The sequence below is a fragment of the Thermocrispum municipale DSM 44069 genome (assembly GCF_000427825.1).
GTDB lineage: Bacteria > Actinomycetota > Actinomycetes > Mycobacteriales > Pseudonocardiaceae > Thermocrispum > Thermocrispum municipale.
In genome coordinates this window covers 61,724-81,368 of sequence record NZ_ATYT01000012.1, presented here as the reverse complement: position 1 = coordinate 81,368, position 19,645 = coordinate 61,724, and the positions used below count along the sequence as shown (strand labels likewise).

Genomic DNA, 19,645 nt, shown 5'->3' with positions numbered 1-19,645 from the left:
GCCCGGCAGCCGCGTCCCACCGCGGGCTTGCATCGGGCGCAGATGCGAAAGATTTAGCCGAGAGTTCATCTCACGATCTGAACGGAATAGATCAGCAGGTGGGCCGGTGGCAGTCTGACCAGCATGACGTCAGCCGCGGTTCTTCTGGTCAGCAGGCGGCACGTCGACCTTCTCCGGGTGGCCAGCGCGCTGTGCCGTCCGGCCAGCTGACGCGTTCACCGTCGATCGCCCCGACTGGGCGCTGACCCCTGCGCACCTACCCGCGACCCGGAGGAAACCCTTGTCCACACCAGCCAAGACCCGCCCGCGCAAGGGGCGCGGAGAAGGGCAATGGGCGCTCGGATACCGCGAGCCGCTGAACAAGAACGAGCAAGGCAAGAAGGACGACAACCCGCTCAACGTCCGTGCGCGGATCGAGAACATCTACGCGCACGTCGGGTTCGACCGGATCGACCCGGGCGACCTGCGGGCGCGGTTCCGCTGGTACGGGCTCTACACCCAGCGCAAGCCGGGCATCGACGGCGGCCGCACGGCCACGTTGGAGCCGGAGGAACTGGACGACAAGTACTTCATGATGCGGGTGCGCGTGGACGGCGGTGCGCTCACCACCGAGCAGCTGCGCGTCATCGGCGAGGTGTCGCACACCTACGCCAGGGACACCGCCGACATCACTGACCGGCAGAACATCCAGTACCACTGGGTCCGCATCGAGGACGTGCCGACGATCTGGGAGAAGCTGGAGTCGGTGGGACTGACCACCACGGAAGCCTGTGGTGACTGTCCGCGCGTGATTCTCGGATCGCCCGTGGCCGGCATCGCCGCGGACGAGGTGATCGACCCCACGCCGGCGATCCAGGACATCCGGCAGCGCTACATCGGCGACCCGGAGTTCGCCAACCTGCCGCGCAAGTTCAAGTCGGCCATCTCCGGCCTGCCCGATGTCGCGCACGAGATCCACGACGTGGCCTTCATCGGTGTCGTGCACCCCGAGCACGGACCGGGCTTCGACCTGTGGGTCGGCGGCGGGTTGTCCACCAATCCGATGCTGGCCCAGCGGCTCGGCGTCTGGGTCCCGCGCGCCGAAGTCGGCGAGGTGTGGGCGGGTGTCACGAGCGTGTTCCGCGACTACGGCTACCGCAGGCTGCGGCACCGGGCCCGGTTGAAGTTCCTGGTCAAGGACTGGGGGCCGGAACGATTCCGCGAGGTGCTGGAGAACGAGTACCTGCACCGCAGGCTGGTCGACGGGCCCGCTCCCCCGGTACCGGACAAGCAGGTCGACCACGTGGGGGTGCACGCCCAGAAGGACGGCAAGTTCTACGTCGGCGCCTCGCCGATCGCCGGCCGGGTCTCCGGCACCACGCTGATCGGCGTCGCCAAGGCCGCCGAGCGAGCCGGGTCGCACCGCGTGCGGCTCACTCCGTTGCAGAAGCTGCTCGTGCTCGACGTCGCCGAGTCCGAGGTCGCCGGGCTGCAGCGGGAACTGACCGACCTGGGCCTGGAGACCGAGCCGACCCCGTGGCGACGCGGCGTGATGGCCTGCACCGGCATCGAATACTGCAAGCTGGCCATCGTCGAGACCAAGGCCAGGGCCAAGGACCTGGTCGCCGAGCTGGAGAAGCGGCTGGCCGACCTCACCGACGGCATCACCACCCCGTTGTCGATCCACCTCAACGGCTGTCCGAACTCGTGCGCCCGGATCCAGACCGCCGACATCGGCCTGAAGGGCCAGATCGTCACCGACGAGTCGGGCAACCAGGTCGAGGGCTTCCAGGTGCACCTGGGTGGCGGCCTCGGGCTGGACGCCGGGTTCGGCCGCAAGCTGCGCGCACACAAGGTCACCAGCGCCGAGCTGGGCGACTACATCGAGCGGGTGGTGCGCAGATTCATCGACCAACGTCACGACGGCGAGCGGTTCGCCCAGTGGGTGGCGCGCGCCGAGGAGGCCGACCTGCGATGAGCGAACGAGCAACTCCCTTCTACTGCCCGTACTGCGCCGACGAGGACCTGCGGCCGCACGTGGACGACGCCACCGGGTCCCATGCCGCGTGGCTGTGCACCGGCTGTCGGCGGGTCTTCCGGGTCAAGATGCTCGGCCTGAATTTCGCCGACACCCGCGAGGTGGTGCGGTCATGACCGCCTCGACGGCTCAGAAGTACCGCGCGCTGGCCGAGCGCGCCGAGGTGGAGCTGGCCGACGCGACCGCCATCGAGGCGCTGACCTGGGCGGTCGAGCAGTTCGGCGACCGGCTGATCGTGGCCTCGAACATGCAGGACGCGGTGCTGATCGACCTGGCGACCACGGTGAAGCCGGACATCGACGTGCTGTTCTTGGAGACCGGCTACCACTTCCCCGAGACGATCGGCACCCGCGACGCGGTGGCCACCGTCTACCCGCAGGTGCGCATCGTCAACGCCGAGGCGGAGCAGTCGGTGGCCGAGCAGGAAGCCGAGTTCGGGCAGCTGTTCGCGACCGACCCGAACCGCTGCTGCCACCTGCGCAAGGTCGTGCCGCTGCGCCGCACGCTGGCCAACTACGACGCGTGGGTCACCGGCGTCCGTCGCGTCGACGCCCCGACCAGGGCGAACACCCCCATCGTGCAGTGGGACGAGCGCAACGGCCTGGTCAAGATCAACCCGATCGCGCCGTGGTCGGACGAGGAATTCAACGACTACCTGACCACCAACGGCATCCTGCAGAACCCGCTGGTGTCCGCGGGTTATCTGTCCATCGGCTGCGCGCCGTGCACGGCGAAGGTCGCTCCCGGCGCCGACCCGCGCAGCGGCCGCTGGGCGGGCCGGAACAAGACCGAGTGCGGCTTGCACGGATAGGGAGAGCCATGACCGCAGTCATTTCCCGAGCTCAGGCAGGCGACACGGGCGCTCCGGCGGCGCGTGACCACTTGGCCGCGCTGGAGTCGGAGGCCATCCACATCATGCGCGAGGTGGCGGGCGAGTTCGACCGTCCGGTGATCCTGTTCTCCGGTGGCAAGGACTCCACGCTGCTGCTGCATCTCGCGGTCAAGGCGTTCTGGCCGGCGCCGGTGCCGTTCCCGCTGCTGCACGTCGACACCGGGCACAACTTCCCCGAGGTGCTGGAGTTCCGGGACAAGATGGTCGCCAAGCACAACTTGCGGCTGATCGTGGCCGAGGTGCAGAAGTGGATCGACGAAGGCAAGGTGCACGAGCGGCCGGACGGCACCCGTAACCCGCTGCAGACCGTCCCGCTGCTGGACACCATCGCCGAGCACCGCTTCGACGCCGTCTTCGGTGGCGGCCGCCGGGACGAGGAGCGAGCTCGCGCCAAGGAGCGCATTTTCAGCCTGCGCAACGCGTTCGGCCAGTGGGAGCCGCGCAGGCAGCGGCCCGAGCTGTGGAACCTCTACAACGGCAGGCACAAGCCCGGCGAGCACGTGCGGGTGTTCCCGCTGTCGAACTGGACCGAGGCCGATGTGTGGCACTACATCGCCAGGGAGGACATCGAGCTGCCGTCCATCTATTACGCGCACGAGCGCGAGGTGTTTCGCCGCGACGGCATGTGGCTGACCGCGGGTCCGTGGGGCGGGCCGCGGGACGGCGAGGAGGTCGTCCGCAAGATGGTGCGCTACCGCACGGTCGGCGACGGCTCGTGCACCGGCGCCGTGGAATCCCGTGCCACCACCGTCGAGGACGTCATCGCGGAGGTGTCCGCGTCCCGCCTGACCGAGCGTGGGGCGACCAGGGCCGACGACCGACTGTCCGAAGCCGCGATGGAGGACCGCAAGCGCGAGGGGTATTTCTGATCGTGACTTCTTTGCTACGGCTGGCGACCGCCGGCTCGGTCGACGACGGCAAGTCGACGCTGGTCGGACGCTTGCTCTACGACACCAAGTCGGTGCTGGCCGACCAGCTGGACGCGGTCACCCGTGCGTCGGTCGACCGAGGGTTGTCCACACCGGATTTGTCCCTGCTGGTCGACGGACTGCGCAGCGAGCGTGAGCAGGGCATCACCATCGACGTGGCGTACCGCTATTTCGCCACCCCGAAGCGAACGTTCGTGCTGGCCGACACTCCCGGCCACGTGCAGTACACCCGCAACACGGTGACCGGCGCGTCGACGGCGCAGCTGGCCATCCTGCTGGTCGACGCGCGCAATGGCGTCATCGAGCAGACCCGCCGCCACGCCGCCGTGCTGGCGTTGCTCGGCGTCCGGCGGCTGGTGCTCGCGGTGAACAAGATCGACCTGGTCGACTTCGACGAGGCGACGTTCACCACGATCGCTGACGAGTTCACCGCGCACGCCACGGCACTCGGCTATGCGCCGGACGAGGTCCAGGCGATTCCCGTCTCGGCCCTGCACGGCGACAACGTGGTCGAGCGTTCCGAGCGGACCCCGTGGTACCGCGGTCCCGCGCTGCTCGAACACCTGGAGACGGTGCCGGTGGCGGATGACCCGCACGACGAGCCGCTGCGCTTCCCGGTCCAGTACGTCATCCGTCCCCGTACGCCGGAACATCCGGACTACCGCGGCTACGCAGGCCAGGTCGCCTCGGGCACCGTGCGACCCGGTGACGAGGTGGTCGTGCAGCCCAGCGGCCTGCGCTCGCGGGTGGAACGGATCGACACCGCCGACGGCCCGCTGCCCGAGGCAGGAGCCGGACTGTCGGTGACCCTGGTGCTGGCCGACGACCTGGACATCGCGCGGGGTGACCTGATCACCGCGGTGGACGACCAGCCCCGCGTGACCGACGAGTTCTCCGCCACGCTGTGCTGGCTGGCCGAGAAGCCTTTGACCGCGGGAGCGCGGGTGCTCGTCAAACACGGGACGAAGACCGTGCAGGCGTTCGTGGAGCGGCTGGCCACCCGATTCGACGAGCAGCGGTTGGCCACGGTCGAGGCACCGGACACGCTGCGGCTCAACGACATCGGCCAGGTGGAGATCCGCACCGCCGAGCCGCTGCCGGTCGACGACTACGCCACGACGCACCGCAACGGCGCGTTCTTGGTGATCGATCCACCGTCGGGCGACACGCTCGCGGCCGGCTTGATCGGGGCGCCACTGCCGTCGCTCGAGGTCTCGGTGTGAGCCCGCCGCTGCTCCTGGTTGCGCACGGCAGCCGAGATCCACGGTCGGCCGCCACCGTGCGGCAGCTGGCCGCCGCGGTGCGCGAGCAGGCCGGTGACGTGGTCGTGGAGACGGCGTTCCTGGACCTCAGCGAGCCGTCGGTTCCGGACGCTCTCGCGAACCTCCACGCGCGAGGACACTCCACGGTCGTGGTGGTCCCGCTGTTGCTCGGTGCGGCGTTCCACGCGCGCGTGGACCTGCCTGCGTTGATCACCCAGGCCACCGAGCGGAATCCGGGGTTGGCCGTCAGCGTGACCGACGTGCTCGGCCCCGATCCGCTGTTGCAGCGACTGGCCGCGATGCGCGTCGCCGAGCTCGGCACCGGGCAGGTCGGCGTGGTCCTGGCCGGGGTCGGCTCCAGTCACGCGAAAGCTAATGCAGCCGTGGCCCGGATCGCCGACAGCTGGCGGGCACGCGGCCTGTTTCCGCAGGTCGCGCACGCTTTTGCGACCTGCGATCCGTCAGTGCAGTCGGCCGTCGCTCGGCTGCGCGCAGATGGGGCCGCCGGTGTGGTGATCGCGCCGTGGTTCCTGGCCCCCGGGCTCCTGCTCGACCGGGTCGCGAAGCAGGCCAGGCAAACCGCGGACGGCGTCGCGATCGCCGAGCCGCTCGGCGCGCACCCCTGGGTCGCACACGTCGTTCTGGCGCGCTACGCAGCATCCGTTCCGGTGACCGTCGCCGCGTGACCCATCCGCTCGCTGCCCGCCCGCCGAGCACGTCGACCAGGGCGTTCGGCTCACCTGAGCGTTCCCGATATGCCCATACCGGCCAAACGGACGAAGGGAACTGCTACTTTCGTTGCGTGTTCTCCGAGGCCGTCGTCCAGCGTCAAGCGCGCGTGTATCGGGCACTTCCGGAATACCGGCGGCGCCTGCACCTGCTCGGCAAGGAGCCGGCCGAATCCGTGGCCGAGCTGGACCTGACCAGTTACGAGTACCAGGTCTTCTCCCAGAACGGGGAGGACGGAGTGCTGGCGGAAATTTTCCGTCGGATCGGCGTCGCCGACGGCTCGTTCGTCGAGTTCGGGGTGGAGACCGGCTCGGAAGGCAACTGCGTGGCGCTGGCCGACGTGGCCGGCTGGCGGGGCGTGTTCCTCGAAGCCAACCCGGACTGCTACCACCACCTGCACCACAAGTACCGGTGGGCCGACCGCGTCACCACGATGCATGCCGCGGTGACACCGGAAAACGTGCAGGATCTGTTCGCGCAGGCCGGCGTACCCCAGCGCCCGGACGTGCTGTCGATCGACATCGACGGCAACGACTACTGGGTCTGGCAAGCCATCGAGGCCTACACGCCGCGCGTGGTGGTGATCGAGTACAACTCCGGACTCAACCCGGACGAACGGCTGGTCCAACCCCCGGACACCCCGGGCTGGGACGGCACCGACTTCTTCGGCGCATCACTGGGTGCGCTGGTCGAGCTGGCCGGACGGAAGGGGTACCGACTGGTTCACTGTGAGCTGGCAGGGGTCAATGCGTTCTTCGTCCACGCCGGCGAGGCCGGCGAGTTCCTCCCGCCGGAGGACGTCCGGCGACGCGGCCCGAACTACTACCTCGGCGCGTTCGGTCACCCACCGGGTGATCCGGGGCGCCGCTACCAGTCGGTCTAGGTCAGCGGCGGTGCGGAACGCAGAGGCCCCCACCGAGAAGTTCGCCGCGGTCACCGCGGCGGAGAAGTCCCGCATTGCCTTCATCGACATCGGCCGCACGGTGGCCGCGCTGGTGGTGTTCTACACCCACATCGCCAACCAGTTCATCGAGGCCCGGCACGGCGGCTCGGCCGTCACCGACGGCTTCACCGCACTGTTCGAGACCCCGCTCAAGCTCTCCTCGGAGGGCATCGGGCAGATCTCCATCTACTTCTTCTTCCTGGTCAGCGGCTTCGTCGTGACCCCGATCGCGCTCAAACTGGGCGCCCGGCGGTTCGGCGTGAACCGGTTCTTCCGGATCTACCCGATGAACGTGCTCGCGGTGCTGCTGGCCGCGGGCGGGATCGCGCTCGGGCTGTCCGTGCTCAGCGCGGGCCACAAGCAGGACATCACCCCTGGCACCCTGCTGGCGAACCTGACGCTGGCGAACTTCTCCCTCAAGCCGTTCTGGGCGATGGTCGGCGTGGCGTGGACGCTGGCCGTCGAGGTGCTGTTCTACCTGCTGCTGGTCGCGGTGCTGCCGCTGTTGCGCCGCTGGGTGTGGGCGGCCATCTTCGTCGAGCTGGACGTCGTACTGATCCTGGTGCTGCTGCGCACCCCGCTCGGCCCGGACTTCGGCGGCTTCGCCTCGCAGTCGGCGTACCTGCTGCTGCCCATCATGGGCCAGATCATCTGGGCGGGCTGGCACGGCAAGATCCACCGCCTGCTGGCCGGCGGCTATCTGCTGGCCGCGTGGGGCCTGTTCGTGTTGGCCGCCAACCTCAAGCTGGACACCGACTACCTGTTGCGGGCCGGACCGATCGTGTTCGCCGTGCTGGTGTTCTACGTCGGCCTGGGCACCGAGGACCGGTTGAAGCAGCGCACGTTCTGGACCGCGATGTCCGAGCGCAGCTACTCGCTGTACCTGATGCACGGGCTCATCGCGCTGCCACTGATGCACGCGATCAGCGACTCGTTGCCGGTCTGGTTGAGCGTGATCGTCGGGGTGGCGGCCACGTTCGTGGTGGTTGAGCTGGCGTACCGGCTGGTGGAGCTGCCCAGCCACAACCTCGGTCGGCGGCTGTCCAAACGCACGGAGGTGACCACGCCGACGCCGGGTGTGGGGTTCTTCGAACGCTTGCTCGGCACGTTCCGGCGCCGCAGCGAGGACGACTCGTCGGGCGACGAGGACGCAGATGATGAGCCGCGGCCGGCCCGGCGCAAGCCGGACCCCACGCACGTGGCGCCGGACGCCCGGACCGTGCGGCGCCGCAGGCCACCGGCAGAAGAGATTCGTGAGCGGCATGCGGGCCATCTGGAAGTCCCCCGCGAACGCCCCGCCACCAACGGGCGCCGGACCCGGCCCGATGGTCCGCGCGAGCGGGCTGCCCAGTGGACGAGCGAGCGGTCGGAACGGCTGAACGGCCGACCGCGGCGCGAGCCCACCGAACAGCGCAGACAACCGGCTCCACAGCGCAGGCCAAGGCCGGAGCCACCGACGACGGAGGCCCCGCCCGCACAGCCGCGCCGTACACCGGCTCGCCGCAATGGCCGGCCGCCGGTGAACGGCCGCCGACCCAGCCGTGAGCCCGAATGGCCGAGCGCCGGCGACGAGCGCAGCCAGCCCCGCCCGGCCACCAACCACAACGGCAGGCCCCGCCGCCCGCAAGGACAGGTCAACGGGGAGCGCAACGGCCGCCGCACGCCGCCGCGACCGGTCGACCGTCGTGAGTCGGGACCGCCGAGCAGGGGCAGGCACTCCAGGCACTGAACACCGTCAAGGGCGCCCAGCGGACCGCACACCCCAAGCGCGGAACACCGGCGGCGACCACCGAGCAGGGCACACACTCCCAGCAGCGAACCCGTGTGCCAGAGTGATCGTCATGGCTGAAGAACTCGTGCACTACCGGGCCGACCGAGGGGTCGCGACCGTCACGCTGGACTCCCCGCACAACCGCAACGCGCTGAGCGCCCAGTTGCGCCGCGAATTCGCCGAAGCCCTGACCACGGCCCTGGGCGACGACGCAGTTCGCGTCATCGTGCTGGACCACACCGGTCCGGTGTTCTGCTCCGGCATGGACCTCAAGGAAGCCCGCGGCGCGGGGTCGTCCGAGCAGGGCGTCAACGAGTTCCCGCAGCTGCTCAGCCGCATCATGACCAGCCCGAAGCCGGTCGTGGCCAAGCTCGCCGGCCCCGCACGCGCCGGCGGCGTCGGCCTGGTGGCCGCGGCGGACATCGCGATCGCGGTCGAGGAGGCCACGTTCGCGTTCAGTGAGGTCCGTATCGGTGTCGTGCCTGCGGTGATCTCCGTCCCCGTGCTGCCCCGCCTGCTGCCCAGGGCCGCGCACGAGCTGTTCCTCACCGGTGAGCCGTTCGACGCCAAGCGGGCCGCGGAGATCGGGTTGATCAACGCAGCCGTGCCGCGCGACGAGCTGGACGCGACCGTCGACCGCTATGTGAAGTCGCTGACTGCGGGAGGGCCTCAGGCGCTGGCGGCCACCAAGGAGCTGCTGCGTGGCGGCTCGAACGCGACCGACGAGGACGCGCTGGCCGCGGCGTTCTCCGACATGCTTGCGCTGTCCGCGCGCTTCTTCGCCTCCGAAGAAGGGCAGGAAGGCATCCGCGCGTTCGCCGAGAAGCGCAAGCCGAACTGGGTGCCGGACGCCTAGCAGTCGACCAGCTCGACGGTCAGTTGCCTGCCGTCGGCACGGTCCCCCGCCGGGCCGAGCGCGCGCTGCGCATCGGACAGCACCGAACGGATGGCCAGGTAGCCGCGGGGGTCGTTGTCACCCAGTGTCGACGAGTTCACCCAGATCAACACGTGCTCGCCGGCAGGCAACCAGGACAGATCGGTCAGGCAGTCGTACAGCGCATCCAGATTGCGACCGAACGTCTCCGGGAAATCCATCGCATCGGCGATGGCATCCAGCACTGCGAGCTTGTCCCGCAGACCGGGGCCACTGACGGTGTGGACGTATGCACCGCGGGCGGCAGCTTCGTCCGCCACGACGGCGTGCGAGCGCACTGCGGGCTCCTCGACCACGCTCACTCCCCTAACGGTTCGGGTCGACGACAACGAATGATCGGTAATGATCTGGTGTGTAGTACAGCTCATCGGACTGGCCGGTGACCAGTCGCCTCGGGCCGCGATCGGGCGAATCCGGTGTCGGCACCGTGTACTCGCGGTAGTAGCCCGGCTCGTGGTCGGGCAGCAAGCCCTCCCGGTTGCCGAACACGGTGCCGTCCTGCCGTTCCGGGAACGGCCCGCCCGCTTTGATCAGCTCCCACGTCTGCCGCGCTTGGTCCGGCAGTTCGGACAACGCCTTGACCGGCAGCCCCGATTCCGAGCCGGGGAGCTGATCGGTCGCGGACTCGCCCCACTGGTTCTGCACCAGCCAGCCGGCGCCCACCAGCAGGAGCAAGCCGACCAACGCAGCAGTGATCCTGCGGCGGTTGCGCCGCGGTGCGTCCCGCATAGCGCCCGATCCTAGGCACGCGGGGTCGGCCGCCGCCTACGCACCCGGCGCAGCCAGGCGGAAAGGTGGTCGACGCCACGATCCACCGCCCAGGCCACGGCCAGGCACACCGGGACCACGACGGCCATGACCACGAGGAACTGCAGCGGGAACCACAGCTCGACAACCCACAGTTCGACGGCGTCCCACCACTCATCGAGCTTGTCGAGCATGTGGCGAACCCTACCCCCACGGGGCTCGCACGGCCGATACGGTGTGAGACATGTTCGCCGTATACGCCACAGAACCCAATCCCGACGACCCGTTGGCCGGGCTGGCAACCGGCGAACGGCCCGAGCCCGAGGCGCCGGAGGGTTGGGTCACCGTCGACGTCAAAGCCGCCAGCTTGAACATGCACGACGTGTGGACCCTGCGCGGGGTCGGGATCAAGAAGGAACAGTTCCCGATGATCCTGGGCTGCGACGGGGCAGGCACGCTGCCGGACGGCACCGAGGTGGTGCTGCACTCGGTGATCGGTGATCCGGCGTGGCGTGGCGACGAGACGCTGGACCCCAAGCGCACGCTGCTGACCGAGAAGCACCAGGGCACGTTCGCCGAGCGCGTCATCGTGCCCGCAGCCAACGCGATCCCCAAGCCCAAGGGACTGAGCTGGGCGGAAGCGTCCGTGATGGGCACGGCGTGGCTGACCGCGTACCGGATGCTGTTCGTCAAGTCCGGGCTCCGGCCCGGCCAGTCGATGCTGGTGCAGGGCGCGTCCGGCGGGGTGGCCACCGCGCTGATCCAGCTCGGTCGCGCCGCGGGCATGCGGGTGTACGCAACCGGGCGGACCGACGCCAAGCGGGCGCTGGCCGAGAAGCTGGGCGCGCACGAGACGTTCGAGCCCGGTGCGCGGTTGCCGCAGCGGGTCGACGCGGTGTTCGAGACCGTGGGCAAGGCGACGTGGTCGCACTCGCTGAAGTCGCTCAAGCCGGGTGGCGTGGTAGTCGTCTCCGGGTCGACGAGCGGACCGGACGCGAACGCGGAGCTGCAGCGGGTGTTCTTCCTGCAGTTGCGCGTGGTCGGATCGACCATGGGCACGCGCGACGAGCTTGCCTCGCTGCTGGAGTTCGTGCAGCTCGCCGGGATCCGGCCGGCGATCGGCGCGGAGCTGCCGATGACCGAGGCGCCGGAGGCGTTCCGGAAGATGCTGGACGGCGAGACCGCGGGCAAGATCGTCCTGACGCGCTGACGCCCTCCGGAACGGGGCGACTCATGCGGGTCGCCTGCGAGGCATGCCGACCTCCCTTGGCGGCCCCATGACCTGGTCGGCGTGTCCGCGTGGCGCCACGGGGCGTCCGCAGCGGGCTCGGCTGCAGGCGCTGCACCCGACAGCGCTAGGCCGTTCGGGCTACGCCGGTCGGCCCGAGCTCTCTCCGCCGTGGCGGCGTGAGCTGCACGAATCGGACCGATGCCGGTTTGTGATCGTCGTGACGGCAGTGTTTGTGGTGAGTCCTTGACTACCCTTCCGTTATGACGACCGCACCGGAGCGGACCGGATCGCCGATCCGTACGACGTACCGCAGGTACGCGCGTGTCCGCACGCGGGTGCTGACGGTCGAGCGGCCGGAAGGAAGCCGATCCGGTGTCCGGTTCGTCATGTTTCACGGCTACTGCGACAGTGCCGACACCTGGCGGCGACTGCTGCTGCAGTTCGCCGAAGCGGGCGAGCACGCCGTCGCGGTCGACCTGCCCGGATTCGGGCAAGCCGATGCGCTGCGGCCCGGGCCGATCCTGCCGCAGCTCGACACGTTCGTCCGAGCCGTGGTGCGTGAGCAGGCCAAACTCGGTGAGGTCGTGCTGATCGGGAACTCGCTCGGCGGCACGGTCAGTCTGCGCGCGGCACAGCGAACGTCGCCCCGGTTGGCGGGCGTGGTGTCGATCGCGGCGCCGGGACTGTCCGACACCTGGCTGGTGAACACGGTGAAGCGCTATCCGCTGCCGCTTCGGCTGTACGGCTCGCTGCCGCTGCCGATCCCCAGCGTGGTTGTCCGCGGCGTGGTCGACGCGGTCGTTCCTCGCTTGCTGTACGCCACCCCGCGCAGCCGCGACGACGAGGACGCGCGACGGTTCATCCAACTGTTCCGGTCCAACCGATCCGTTCGGGAGCGTCTCGCCCAGGCCAGGCAGCTGACCAGCGAGTTCGACGAGCGGCTGTACGAGCCGGAGCGCATCACGTCACCGTTGCTGATCCTGGCGTGCGGGCGAGACAGGTTGGTCCGGGCCGACAGCGGCCGGATGCTGCACAGTCTCGTGCCGCACAGTCGTCTGGTGGTGCACGACGACTGGGGGCACTGTCCGCAACTGGACCACGCTGCAGAGGTCCATGAGCTGGTCCGGTATTTCGTCGACAGCTCTCGGCGAGCTGCCGCGCGGGAGGCTCGGCGCCGGGCCGCGACCAGGCAACGTTCCGACGCGTCACGGCCGAAGGCCACCGCGAGCTGACTTTTCGCCGTTTGCGACGGATCACTCTCGGCAACTCCGAGCTCGGGAGGGTTCGTCATCATGGCTGACAATCGCGCCGAGGAGCACATCAGCAGGAAAGCGTGGGATTGGCTGAGCAAGGCGGAGGACGTCTACAAGCGCTCCGAGTCCGGGTCGGAGCAACAGTTGCAGGCGATCCAGGCGATGTCGCTGGCCGCCATCGCCGGAATGCTGGCGCAACACCGGCTGGATCGAGAATAGGTACGGCGGGACACCCCGCTGCACGTCGCCGCGTCAGGGCTTCGCCCGGGCGCGAGCGTCGTTTCCCGCGCGCACGCGGCAGGATCACCGCGCCGACGGTGTCTGCCGCTTACTTCTTGCCCTTCGGCTCGTCGGTGGACAGCGCCGCGACGAAGGCCTCCTGAGGGACGTCGACCCGGCCGACGGTCTTCATCCGCTTCTTGCCTTCCTTCTGCTTCTCCAGCAGTTTGCGCTTACGCGAGATGTCCCCGCCGTAGCACTTCGCCAGCACGTCCTTACGCATCGCGCGGATGGTCTCGCGGGCGATGATGCGGGAACCGATCGCGGCCTGGATCGGCACCTCGAACTGCTGGCGTGGAATCAGCTCACGGAGCCTGCCGGTCATCTTCGTGCCGTACGCGTAGGCGTGGTCGCGGTGCACGATGGCGCTGAAGGCGTCCACCGGCTCGCCCTGCAGCAGGATGTCGACCTTCACCAGGTCGGCGACCTGCTCCCCTGCCTCCTCGTAGTCCAGCGAGGCGTAGCCGCGGGTACGGGACTTCAGTGAGTCGAAGAAGTCGAAGATGATCTCGGCCAGCGGGAGCTGGTAGCGCAGCTCCACGCGTTCCTCGGACAAGTAGTCCATGCCGGACAGCTGGCCGCGTTTGCTCTGGCAGAGCTCCATGATCGCGCCGACGAACTCGCTCGGCGCGATGATCGTCACCTTGCACACCGGCTCGTGCACTTCGGCGATCTTCAACCCGCTCGGCCAGTCCGACGGATTGGTGACCACGTGCTCGGTTCCGTCCTCGAGGAGGACGCGGTAGACCACGTTGGGCGCGGTGGAGATCAGGTCGAGCCCGAACTCCCGCTCGAGCCGGTCGCGGGTGATCTCCAGGTGCAACAAGCCGAGGAAGCCGCAGCGGAAACCGAACCCGAGCGCCACCGAAGTCTCCGGCTCGAAGGTCAGCGCGGCGTCGTTGAGCTGCAGCTTCTCCAACGCCTCCCGCAGCACCGGGTAGTCCGAGCCGTCGACCGGGTACAGACCCGAGTAGACCATCGGCTTCGGGTCGCGGTACCCGGCCAGCGGCTCCTTGGCCGGCCGGCGTTCGGCGGTGACGGTGTCACCGACCCTGGACTGCCGGACGTCCTTCACCCCGGTGATGAGATAGCCGACCTCGCCGACGCCCAGGCCGTCTGCCGCCTTGGGTTCCGGCGAGATGATGCCGACCTCGAGCAGCTCGTGGGTGGCGCCGGTGGACATCATGCGGATCTTTTCCCGCGGGGTGATCTTGCCGTCCACCACCCGGATGTAGGTGACGACGCCGCGGTAGGTGTCGTACACCGAGTCGAAGATCATCGCGCGCGGCGGCGCGTCGGCGTCACCGGTCGGCGCAGGGACCGTGCGTACCAGGTGATCGAGCAGCTCCTGCACACCCTCGCCGGTCTTGGCCGAGACACGCAGCACCTCGGACGGGTCGACGCCGAGGATGTGCGACAGTTCCGCGGCGTACCGGTCGGGGTCGGCGGCCGGCAGGTCGATCTTGTTCAGAACCGGGATGATTTCCAGGTCGCGGTCCATCGCCAGATACAGGTTCGCCAGCGTCTGGGCCTCGATGCCCTGCGCGGCGTCCACCAGCAGGATCGCGCCCTCACATGCGGCGAGCGCACGCGAGACCTCGTAGGTGAAGTCGACGTGCCCCGGGGTGTCGATCAGGTGCAGTACGTAGTCCTCGTCGTCGACACGCCACGGCAGCCGAACGTTCTGCGCCTTGATGGTGATGCCGCGCTCGCGCTCGATGTCCATCCGGTCGAGGTACTGCGCCCGCATGAGGCGCTCCTCGATGACACCGGTGAGCTGCAGCATCCGGTCGGCCAGGGTCGACTTGCCATGGTCGATGTGCGCGATGATGCAGAAGTTGCGTATCCGCTCCGGCGGCGTGAAGGTCTTGTCGGCGAAGGTCACTCACGTTCCTCGGTTCTGGGCGATCGCCTCTATGTTCCCATGTCGCTTCACGTGCGTCTCCCCTGCCGTGGTGCAACCGGGTGTGAAGGGCAGTCAGTTGCTCCTGACGTGGCGCAAGCGGCGGCGGCACGCACGCGGCCCCGCCGTCGAGTCTCCCGTCAGCGGACTCTCCCTGTAGGAGCCGGACAGCCTGGAAGCGCTTCGGTCCCGACTGTCTGCCCAGCGCGGATCCGCCGCAGAAAGGCTCCGGTGGTTCGGCGTCGACTCCCAGGGCGAAATCCGGGGAATCCCCGATGCCGACGCGACCGGAAGCGTGGTGTCGTCGAAGTATGGAAGATGTTTTGGACCGCGCCTTCGGACGTCCCCGCGGGGTGCTGGGCCGCATCGGCGCAGCACTCATGGCCCGCGGCAATGCGGCCGTGGAACAGCAGGTCGTGGACATTGCCGGCGTGCGCGACGACGAGACCGTTCTGGTGCTCGGGCCCGGGCCAGGAGTCGGCCTGCGGGCCGCAGGTGAACGCGCAGCAGCTGCGATCGGCGTGGATCCGTCCGAGGACATGCTGCGCATCAGCGCGCGGCGGTGCGCCGACCTGGTGCGAGCCGGCACGGTCCGGATTCGCAAAGCGACGGCCGAGCAGACCGGGCTCGAGGACGAGTCCGTGGACGTGGCGCTGACGGTGAACAACGTGCACATCTGGAGCGACCGAGCAGCGGGGTTCGCCGAGATCGCACGAGTGCTACGCCCGGGCGGGCGGATCGTGTTGTCCGTCCACCAGAAGTTCTTGCCGGTCACGCGACACCAGCTGGCCTCGGAGGTGGAAACCGCCGGATTCACCGACGTGCAGTCGTGGACGTGGGATCCACCGGGTGTCCTGGCGACGCGTGCGGTCCAACTGCGGGCGGTGAAGAAGGCGGTGAACGCCTAGCCCCGTAGGCTGCGTGCCACCCCTTGCGAGCTACGTGCCGACCGCTTGGACAGGGCTCCCGCACACCGGCGCCTGGCGTCGCCTTGCCCACGGGCGATGGCATCCGTGGCGGAGTCAGCGTGGGTCGGATCGCAGCGGGTGGTCTTCGGGAACCTCGACCAACACGATGCGGACGCCGTCGGGGTCGGCAATCCACGCCTCGTGGAGTCCCCACGGCTCCTGCTGCGGGCCACGGAGAATCGGCACCCCGGCGAGCGCAAGCTGCGCCACGGCGTCCGACAGGTTCCGAACCTGCAGCCACAGCGCGACGCCGGGCCGCTCCCCGGCGTCGGACTGCCCGGACACTTCCAGCAGGCTGTTGCCGAGGAAATACACCGTGCCGCCGGGGAACTGTCGGTAGACCGCCAGCCCCAGCGTTTCGCCGTAGAACTCGTGCGTCCGGTCGGGGTCCGACGGGCGTAGCAATATTCGGCTGCTGAGAACCTCCATGGTTAGTGGATACCTGCGAACGAGCGGCTGCGCAGCCCTTGTTAGCCTGATGTGTCGCTTCCGCGTGGCATTCCGCCAGGGAGGAAACCCGCGACCAGCCGTCATGCTCGTCGCGGGGCCACTGAAACGCGCAGCGACATCCACCGACGATCGAAGGAGCAGCTTCCGTGGCCAATATCAAGTCCCAGATCAAGCGCATCAAGACCAACGAGAAGCGCCGTCTGCGCAACCAGGCGGTCAAGTCGTCGGTGAAGACCGCGATCCGCAAGTTCCGCGAGGCGGCCGAGGCCGGTGACAAGGAGAAGGCCATCGAGCTGCAGCGTGTCGCGGCGCGCAAGCTGGACAAGGCGGCCAGCAAGGGTGTCATCCACAAGAACCAGGCCGCGAACAAGAAGTCCGCGATGGCCAAGCGCGTCAACGCGCTCTGAAACTTTCTCGACACTGGCCGGCAGCCTCAGCGCTGCCGGCCAGTTCGTGTTTCGGGGCACGTTGGCCAGCGCTGCCGGCCGGCTCGTGTTGCGCTGCCGGCCGGCTCATGTTGCAGGGTGCGGTGGCCCCCGGGTTGCTCAGTAGTCAGCGGCTGGACCGCGCGTCGGCGATCTCGAGCGCGGCCCGCTCGAGCGCGTACGCGGGATCGGCGGCCGCGCCCTTCACATCGGCGTTGAGCCGAGCCACGATCGCCATGGACTCGGCCAGGCCTTCCCGGCTCCATCCTCGGGCCTGGCTCTGAGCACGCCGGATCTTCCACGGCGGCATGCCCAACTCCCCCGCCATGGAGTAGGGGTTCCCGCGCCCGGCCGCCGAGACCCGCGCGATCGTGCGGACGGCATCGGCGATCGCGTCGGCGATGAGCACATGCGGTACGCCAATCTGGAACGCCCACCGCAGGGATTCCAGCGCGGCGGCCCGGTCGCCGGACACGACCTTCTCGGCCACGGCGAACCCGTTGACCTCGGCCTTGCCCCGGTGGTACCGCCGCACCGCCTCCTCGGTGACGGTGCCCCCGGTGTCGGCAACCAGCTGCGAGGAAGCCATGGCCAGCTCGCGCAGGTCGGAACCGACCGCATCGATCAGTGCGGTCACGGCAGCCCCATCGATCTTGCCCCCGGCGCGGCGTACCTCGGCTTTGACGAAAGCCTCCCGCTCCGCGGGCTTGGTGATCTTCGCGCATTCGGTGACATCCGCACCCGCCTTGCGCAGCGCGGCAGGCAGCGCCTTGCCCGCCTTGGTGCCACCGCTGTTGGTGTGTTGCACCACCAGGACGACGCCGTCGGAGGGCGCCTTCGCGTAATCGAGGATCGCCTTGGCGATGTCCTCGCTCACGCTCTGCGCTGCTTCCAGCACCACCACTCGGCCTTCGCTGAACAGCGTCGGGCTGATCAATTCCAGCAGGTACGGCGCGGTGGCCTCGGAGGCTTTCAGCCGCGTGAGGTCCACGGCGGGATCGGCCCGTCGGGCGGCGGCAAGGCTCGCTTGCACCGCGCGCTCCACCAGCAGCTCTTCGTCTCCGAGGATCAGGTGCACGGCGGAACGATCGGAGGCGGCAGGACTCACACCGTCGATCCTGCCACGCCGCGCCGACAGCCACGGCGCGAGCCCGCGTCAGTTGCGAGCGCACCGCCCACCGTCGAGCAGGCCGCCCCAAGGCGGACGGCACGCCTCCGGACACTCGTCAATAAGCCCGCGCCACACATCGGGCGTAAGGGCGCCTGCGACCCATGACAGCCAGTGACGCTTGTCTCCAAGATCTGAGACGAAGTGGCAAGGCGTCTCGGTCGTGCCGTAACGTGTGCGGCGGATGCCAGCGGCGTCCACACAACTGAAGACAGCTCATCAAGAGGGGCAGAGGGACCGGCCCGACGAAGCCCCGGCAACCGGCGTCAGCCAGTCATCTCGGATTCGCGAGGTAGCTGACGAACACGGTGCCAATTCCGGCCCATTCCGTGGGAGAGATGAGGAGAGGACCTCGCGATGACCGCAACTTTCGGCGCCCCGTCCACCCTGCGCTCCGGCGACTCGATCGATCTTGGCCCCGCCGTCGAGCTGATTTCCAAGGAAGAGGGGCACCGGCAGCCGCTGGCACCGGAATTCGTCTCCACCGAGGACTTCTCCCCCCTCGAGGTCGCCTACGACTTCGGCCGCATCACTCGCGAGCAGATCGAGGCAGGTCCGCGCAACATTTGGCGCTACAAGAGCCTGCTGCCCGTGCCCTCGAACGTGGAGGAGTACCCCAACACCGAGCCGGGCTGTACCAAGCTGATCCGCGCCGACCGGCTCGCCAAGGAACTCGGCGTCCGCAGGCTGTGGGTCAAGGACGACACCGGCAACCCCACCCACTCATTCAAGGACCGCGTGGTCGCGGTGGCGCTCGCCGCCGCCCGCGAATTCGGCTTCAACGTGCTGGCCTGCCCGTCGACCGGCAACCTGGCCAACGCCGTTGCCGCCGCGGCCGCCCGCGCCGGTTGGGACTCCGTGGTACTGATCCCCTCCTCCCTCGAGCGCGCCAAGATTCTCACTACCGCTGTCTACGACGGCTCGCTGATCGCCGTGGACGGCAACTACGACGACGTCAACCGCCTGGCGACCGAGCTGGCCGCCGAGCACGAGACGTGGGCGTTCGTCAACGTGAACGTGCGGCCGTACTACTCCGAGGGCTCGAAGACCCTCGCGTTCGAGGTCGCCGAGCAGCTCGGGTGGCGGATCCCGTCGCAGATCGTCGTCCCGGTCGCGTCGGGCTCGCAGCTCACCAAGGTGGACAAAGGCTTCCGCGAGCTCGGCGAAGTCGGACTCGTCGAGCAGACGCCGTACAAGGTCTTCGGTGCCCAGGCCACCGGCTGTGCACCCGTCGCCAACGCGTTCAAGAAGGGCTATGACGTGGTGCAGCCCGTCAAACCGGACACCATCGCCCGCTCGCTCGCGATCGGCAACCCGGCGGACGGTCCGTACGTGCTCGACGTGGTGAATCGGACCGGCGGCGCCGTCGAGGACGTGACGGACGAAGAGGTCGTCGAGGGTATCCGACTGCTGGCCCGCACCGAAGGCATCTTCGCGGAGACCGCAGGCGGTGTCACCGTCGCGACCGCCAAGAAGCTCATCGAGACCGGCAAGATCGACCCGGACGAGGAAACCGTCCTGCTGATCACCGGCGACGGACTGAAGACCCTGGACGCGGTGCAGGACCACATCGGCCCGAAGGCGACGGTTGAGCCGTCGGTCGACGCAGTGCGCGCCGCCCTCGCCGATTAGGTGCTTCGAGCGTCGGACCGCGGTCGTCTCGCTCATGCGGGGAGGTGGCCGAGCCCGCTCTCCATACACCGTGATGCCGTTCGGTCCACGACTTATCGCCGTGTCGCCGCTG

22 protein-coding genes and 1 riboswitch are annotated in these 19,645 nt (G+C 68.9%); of the genes, 16 read left to right on the top strand and 6 right to left on the bottom strand.

Going from position 1 to position 19,645, the window contains the following annotated elements:
- Positions 1-123: 123 nt before the first annotated feature.
- The 10 genes from YWM_RS27185 to YWM_RS0111970 all read left to right on the top strand — a co-directional run bounded on the left by YWM_RS27185 (position 124) and on the right by YWM_RS0111970 (position 9,399).
- The gene (locus tag YWM_RS27185; protein ID WP_425426548.1) at positions 124-210 is read left to right on the top strand and encodes a putative leader peptide; all 87 of its coding nucleotides are present in this window, start codon (positions 124-126) and stop codon (positions 208-210) included.
- A gap of 70 nt (positions 211-280) precedes the next feature.
- The gene (locus tag YWM_RS0112010) at positions 281-1,957 is read left to right on the top strand and encodes a nitrite/sulfite reductase (protein ID WP_028850940.1); all 1,677 of its coding nucleotides are present in this window, start codon (positions 281-283) and stop codon (positions 1,955-1,957) included.
- Positions 1,954-2,133 (top strand): hypothetical protein, encoded by a 180-nt coding sequence (locus YWM_RS0112005; RefSeq protein WP_028850939.1) that lies wholly within the window; start codon positions 1,954-1,956, stop codon positions 2,131-2,133. The genes YWM_RS0112010 and YWM_RS0112005 overlap by 4 nt, the downstream gene beginning before the upstream one ends.
- Entirely contained in the window at positions 2,130-2,828 is a 699-nt protein-coding gene (locus YWM_RS0112000) for a phosphoadenylyl-sulfate reductase (protein ID WP_028850938.1), read from the top strand. The genes YWM_RS0112005 and YWM_RS0112000 overlap by 4 nt, the downstream gene beginning before the upstream one ends.
- A gap of 8 nt (positions 2,829-2,836) precedes the next feature.
- Positions 2,837-3,778 (top strand): sulfate adenylyltransferase subunit CysD, encoded by a 942-nt coding sequence (gene cysD / locus YWM_RS0111995; protein ID WP_043660823.1) that lies wholly within the window; start codon positions 2,837-2,839, stop codon positions 3,776-3,778.
- 2 nt (positions 3,779-3,780) lie between these two features.
- The gene (locus tag YWM_RS0111990) at positions 3,781-5,061 is read left to right on the top strand and encodes a sulfate adenylyltransferase subunit 1 (RefSeq protein WP_028850936.1); all 1,281 of its coding nucleotides are present in this window, start codon (positions 3,781-3,783) and stop codon (positions 5,059-5,061) included.
- Positions 5,058-5,786 carry a sirohydrochlorin chelatase gene (locus YWM_RS0111985; protein ID WP_028850935.1) on the top strand — a complete coding sequence of 243 codons (729 nt, stop codon included), beginning with the start codon at positions 5,058-5,060 and terminating at the stop codon, positions 5,784-5,786. The genes YWM_RS0111990 and YWM_RS0111985 overlap by 4 nt, the downstream gene beginning before the upstream one ends.
- A 116-nt stretch (positions 5,787-5,902) precedes the next feature.
- Complete coding sequence (locus YWM_RS26440) at positions 5,903-6,712, top strand: hypothetical protein (protein ID WP_052344823.1); 810 nt, start codon at positions 5,903-5,905, stop codon at positions 6,710-6,712.
- Positions 6,713-6,722: 10 nt separating this feature from the next.
- Positions 6,723-8,501, top strand: a complete 1,779-nt coding sequence (locus YWM_RS25235) for an acyltransferase family protein (protein ID WP_052344822.1) — start codon at positions 6,723-6,725, stop codon at positions 8,499-8,501.
- Between the two features lie 112 nt (positions 8,502-8,613).
- On the top strand, positions 8,614-9,399 hold the full coding sequence (locus YWM_RS0111970) for an enoyl-CoA hydratase-related protein (protein ID WP_028850934.1): 786 nt from the start codon (positions 8,614-8,616) through the stop codon (positions 9,397-9,399).
- Here YWM_RS0111970 and YWM_RS0111965 read toward each other — a convergent pair.
- The 3 genes from YWM_RS0111965 to YWM_RS23325 are packed head-to-tail and all read right to left on the bottom strand — an operon-like array spanning position 9,396 to position 10,418.
- Positions 9,396-9,779: a barstar family protein gene (locus YWM_RS0111965; RefSeq protein ID WP_245566011.1), complete on the bottom strand. Its 384-nt coding sequence runs from the start codon at positions 9,777-9,779 to the stop codon at positions 9,396-9,398. The two genes, YWM_RS0111970 and YWM_RS0111965, sit on opposite strands and share 4 nt — an antisense overlap.
- Positions 9,780-9,783: 4 nt before the next feature.
- Positions 9,784-10,206: a guanyl-specific ribonuclease gene (locus YWM_RS0111960; RefSeq protein WP_028850932.1), complete on the bottom strand. Its 423-nt coding sequence runs from the start codon at positions 10,204-10,206 to the stop codon at positions 9,784-9,786.
- A gap of 11 nt (positions 10,207-10,217) precedes the next feature.
- Positions 10,218-10,418: a hypothetical protein gene (locus YWM_RS23325; protein WP_043660821.1), complete on the bottom strand. Its 201-nt coding sequence runs from the start codon at positions 10,416-10,418 to the stop codon at positions 10,218-10,220.
- Between the two features lie 50 nt (positions 10,419-10,468).
- Here YWM_RS23325 and YWM_RS0111950 point away from each other — a divergent pair, with 50 nt between their 5' ends.
- The 3 genes from YWM_RS0111950 (at position 10,469) to YWM_RS0111940 (ending at position 12,927) form a co-directional block, all read left to right on the top strand.
- The gene (locus tag YWM_RS0111950) at positions 10,469-11,434 is read left to right on the top strand and encodes a zinc-binding dehydrogenase (protein WP_028850931.1); all 966 of its coding nucleotides are present in this window, start codon (positions 10,469-10,471) and stop codon (positions 11,432-11,434) included.
- A gap of 281 nt (positions 11,435-11,715) precedes the next feature.
- On the top strand, positions 11,716-12,687 hold the full coding sequence (locus tag YWM_RS0111945) for an alpha/beta fold hydrolase (protein WP_028850930.1): 972 nt from the start codon (positions 11,716-11,718) through the stop codon (positions 12,685-12,687).
- Positions 12,688-12,747: 60 nt separating this feature from the next.
- Positions 12,748-12,927, top strand: a complete 180-nt coding sequence (locus tag YWM_RS0111940; RefSeq protein WP_028850929.1) for a hypothetical protein — start codon at positions 12,748-12,750, stop codon at positions 12,925-12,927.
- A gap of 109 nt (positions 12,928-13,036) precedes the next feature.
- Here the strand turns inward: YWM_RS0111940 and lepA are convergent, their stop codons facing one another.
- On the bottom strand, positions 13,037-14,872 hold the full coding sequence (gene lepA / locus YWM_RS0111935; RefSeq protein WP_028850928.1) for a translation elongation factor 4: 1,836 nt from the start codon (positions 14,870-14,872) through the stop codon (positions 13,037-13,039).
- Positions 14,873-15,201: 329 nt separating this feature from the next.
- On the opposite strand from lepA, the gene YWM_RS0111930 reads away from it, so the two are divergent.
- Positions 15,202-15,798: a class I SAM-dependent methyltransferase gene (locus YWM_RS0111930; RefSeq protein WP_028850927.1), complete on the top strand. Its 597-nt coding sequence runs from the start codon at positions 15,202-15,204 to the stop codon at positions 15,796-15,798.
- 114 nt (positions 15,799-15,912) lie between these two features.
- Here the strand turns inward: YWM_RS0111930 and YWM_RS0111925 are convergent, their stop codons facing one another.
- A complete protein-coding gene (locus YWM_RS0111925) occupies positions 15,913-16,287 on the bottom strand; it encodes a VOC family protein (RefSeq protein WP_028850926.1) in 375 nt (124 codons plus the stop codon).
- Positions 16,288-16,454: 167 nt separating this feature from the next.
- Between YWM_RS0111925 and rpsT the strand changes: the two genes are divergently transcribed.
- Positions 16,455-16,715, top strand: coding sequence for a 30S ribosomal protein S20 (rpsT, locus tag YWM_RS0111920; RefSeq protein WP_028850925.1), 261 nt, complete (start codon positions 16,455-16,457; stop codon positions 16,713-16,715).
- A 145-nt stretch (positions 16,716-16,860) separates the two neighbouring features.
- Here rpsT and holA read toward each other — a convergent pair whose 3' ends face one another.
- Positions 16,861-17,841, bottom strand: coding sequence for a DNA polymerase III subunit delta (gene holA, locus YWM_RS0111915; protein WP_028850924.1), 981 nt, complete (start codon positions 17,839-17,841; stop codon positions 16,861-16,863).
- Between the two features lie 273 nt (positions 17,842-18,114).
- Positions 18,115-18,246, top strand: a riboswitch (SAM riboswitch).
- Positions 18,247-18,258: 12 nt separating this feature from the next.
- Between holA and thrC the strand changes: the two genes are divergently transcribed.
- Complete coding sequence (thrC, locus tag YWM_RS0111910; RefSeq protein ID WP_028850923.1) at positions 18,259-19,533, top strand: threonine synthase; 1,275 nt, start codon at positions 18,259-18,261, stop codon at positions 19,531-19,533.
- Positions 19,534-19,645: the final 112 nt, after the last annotated feature.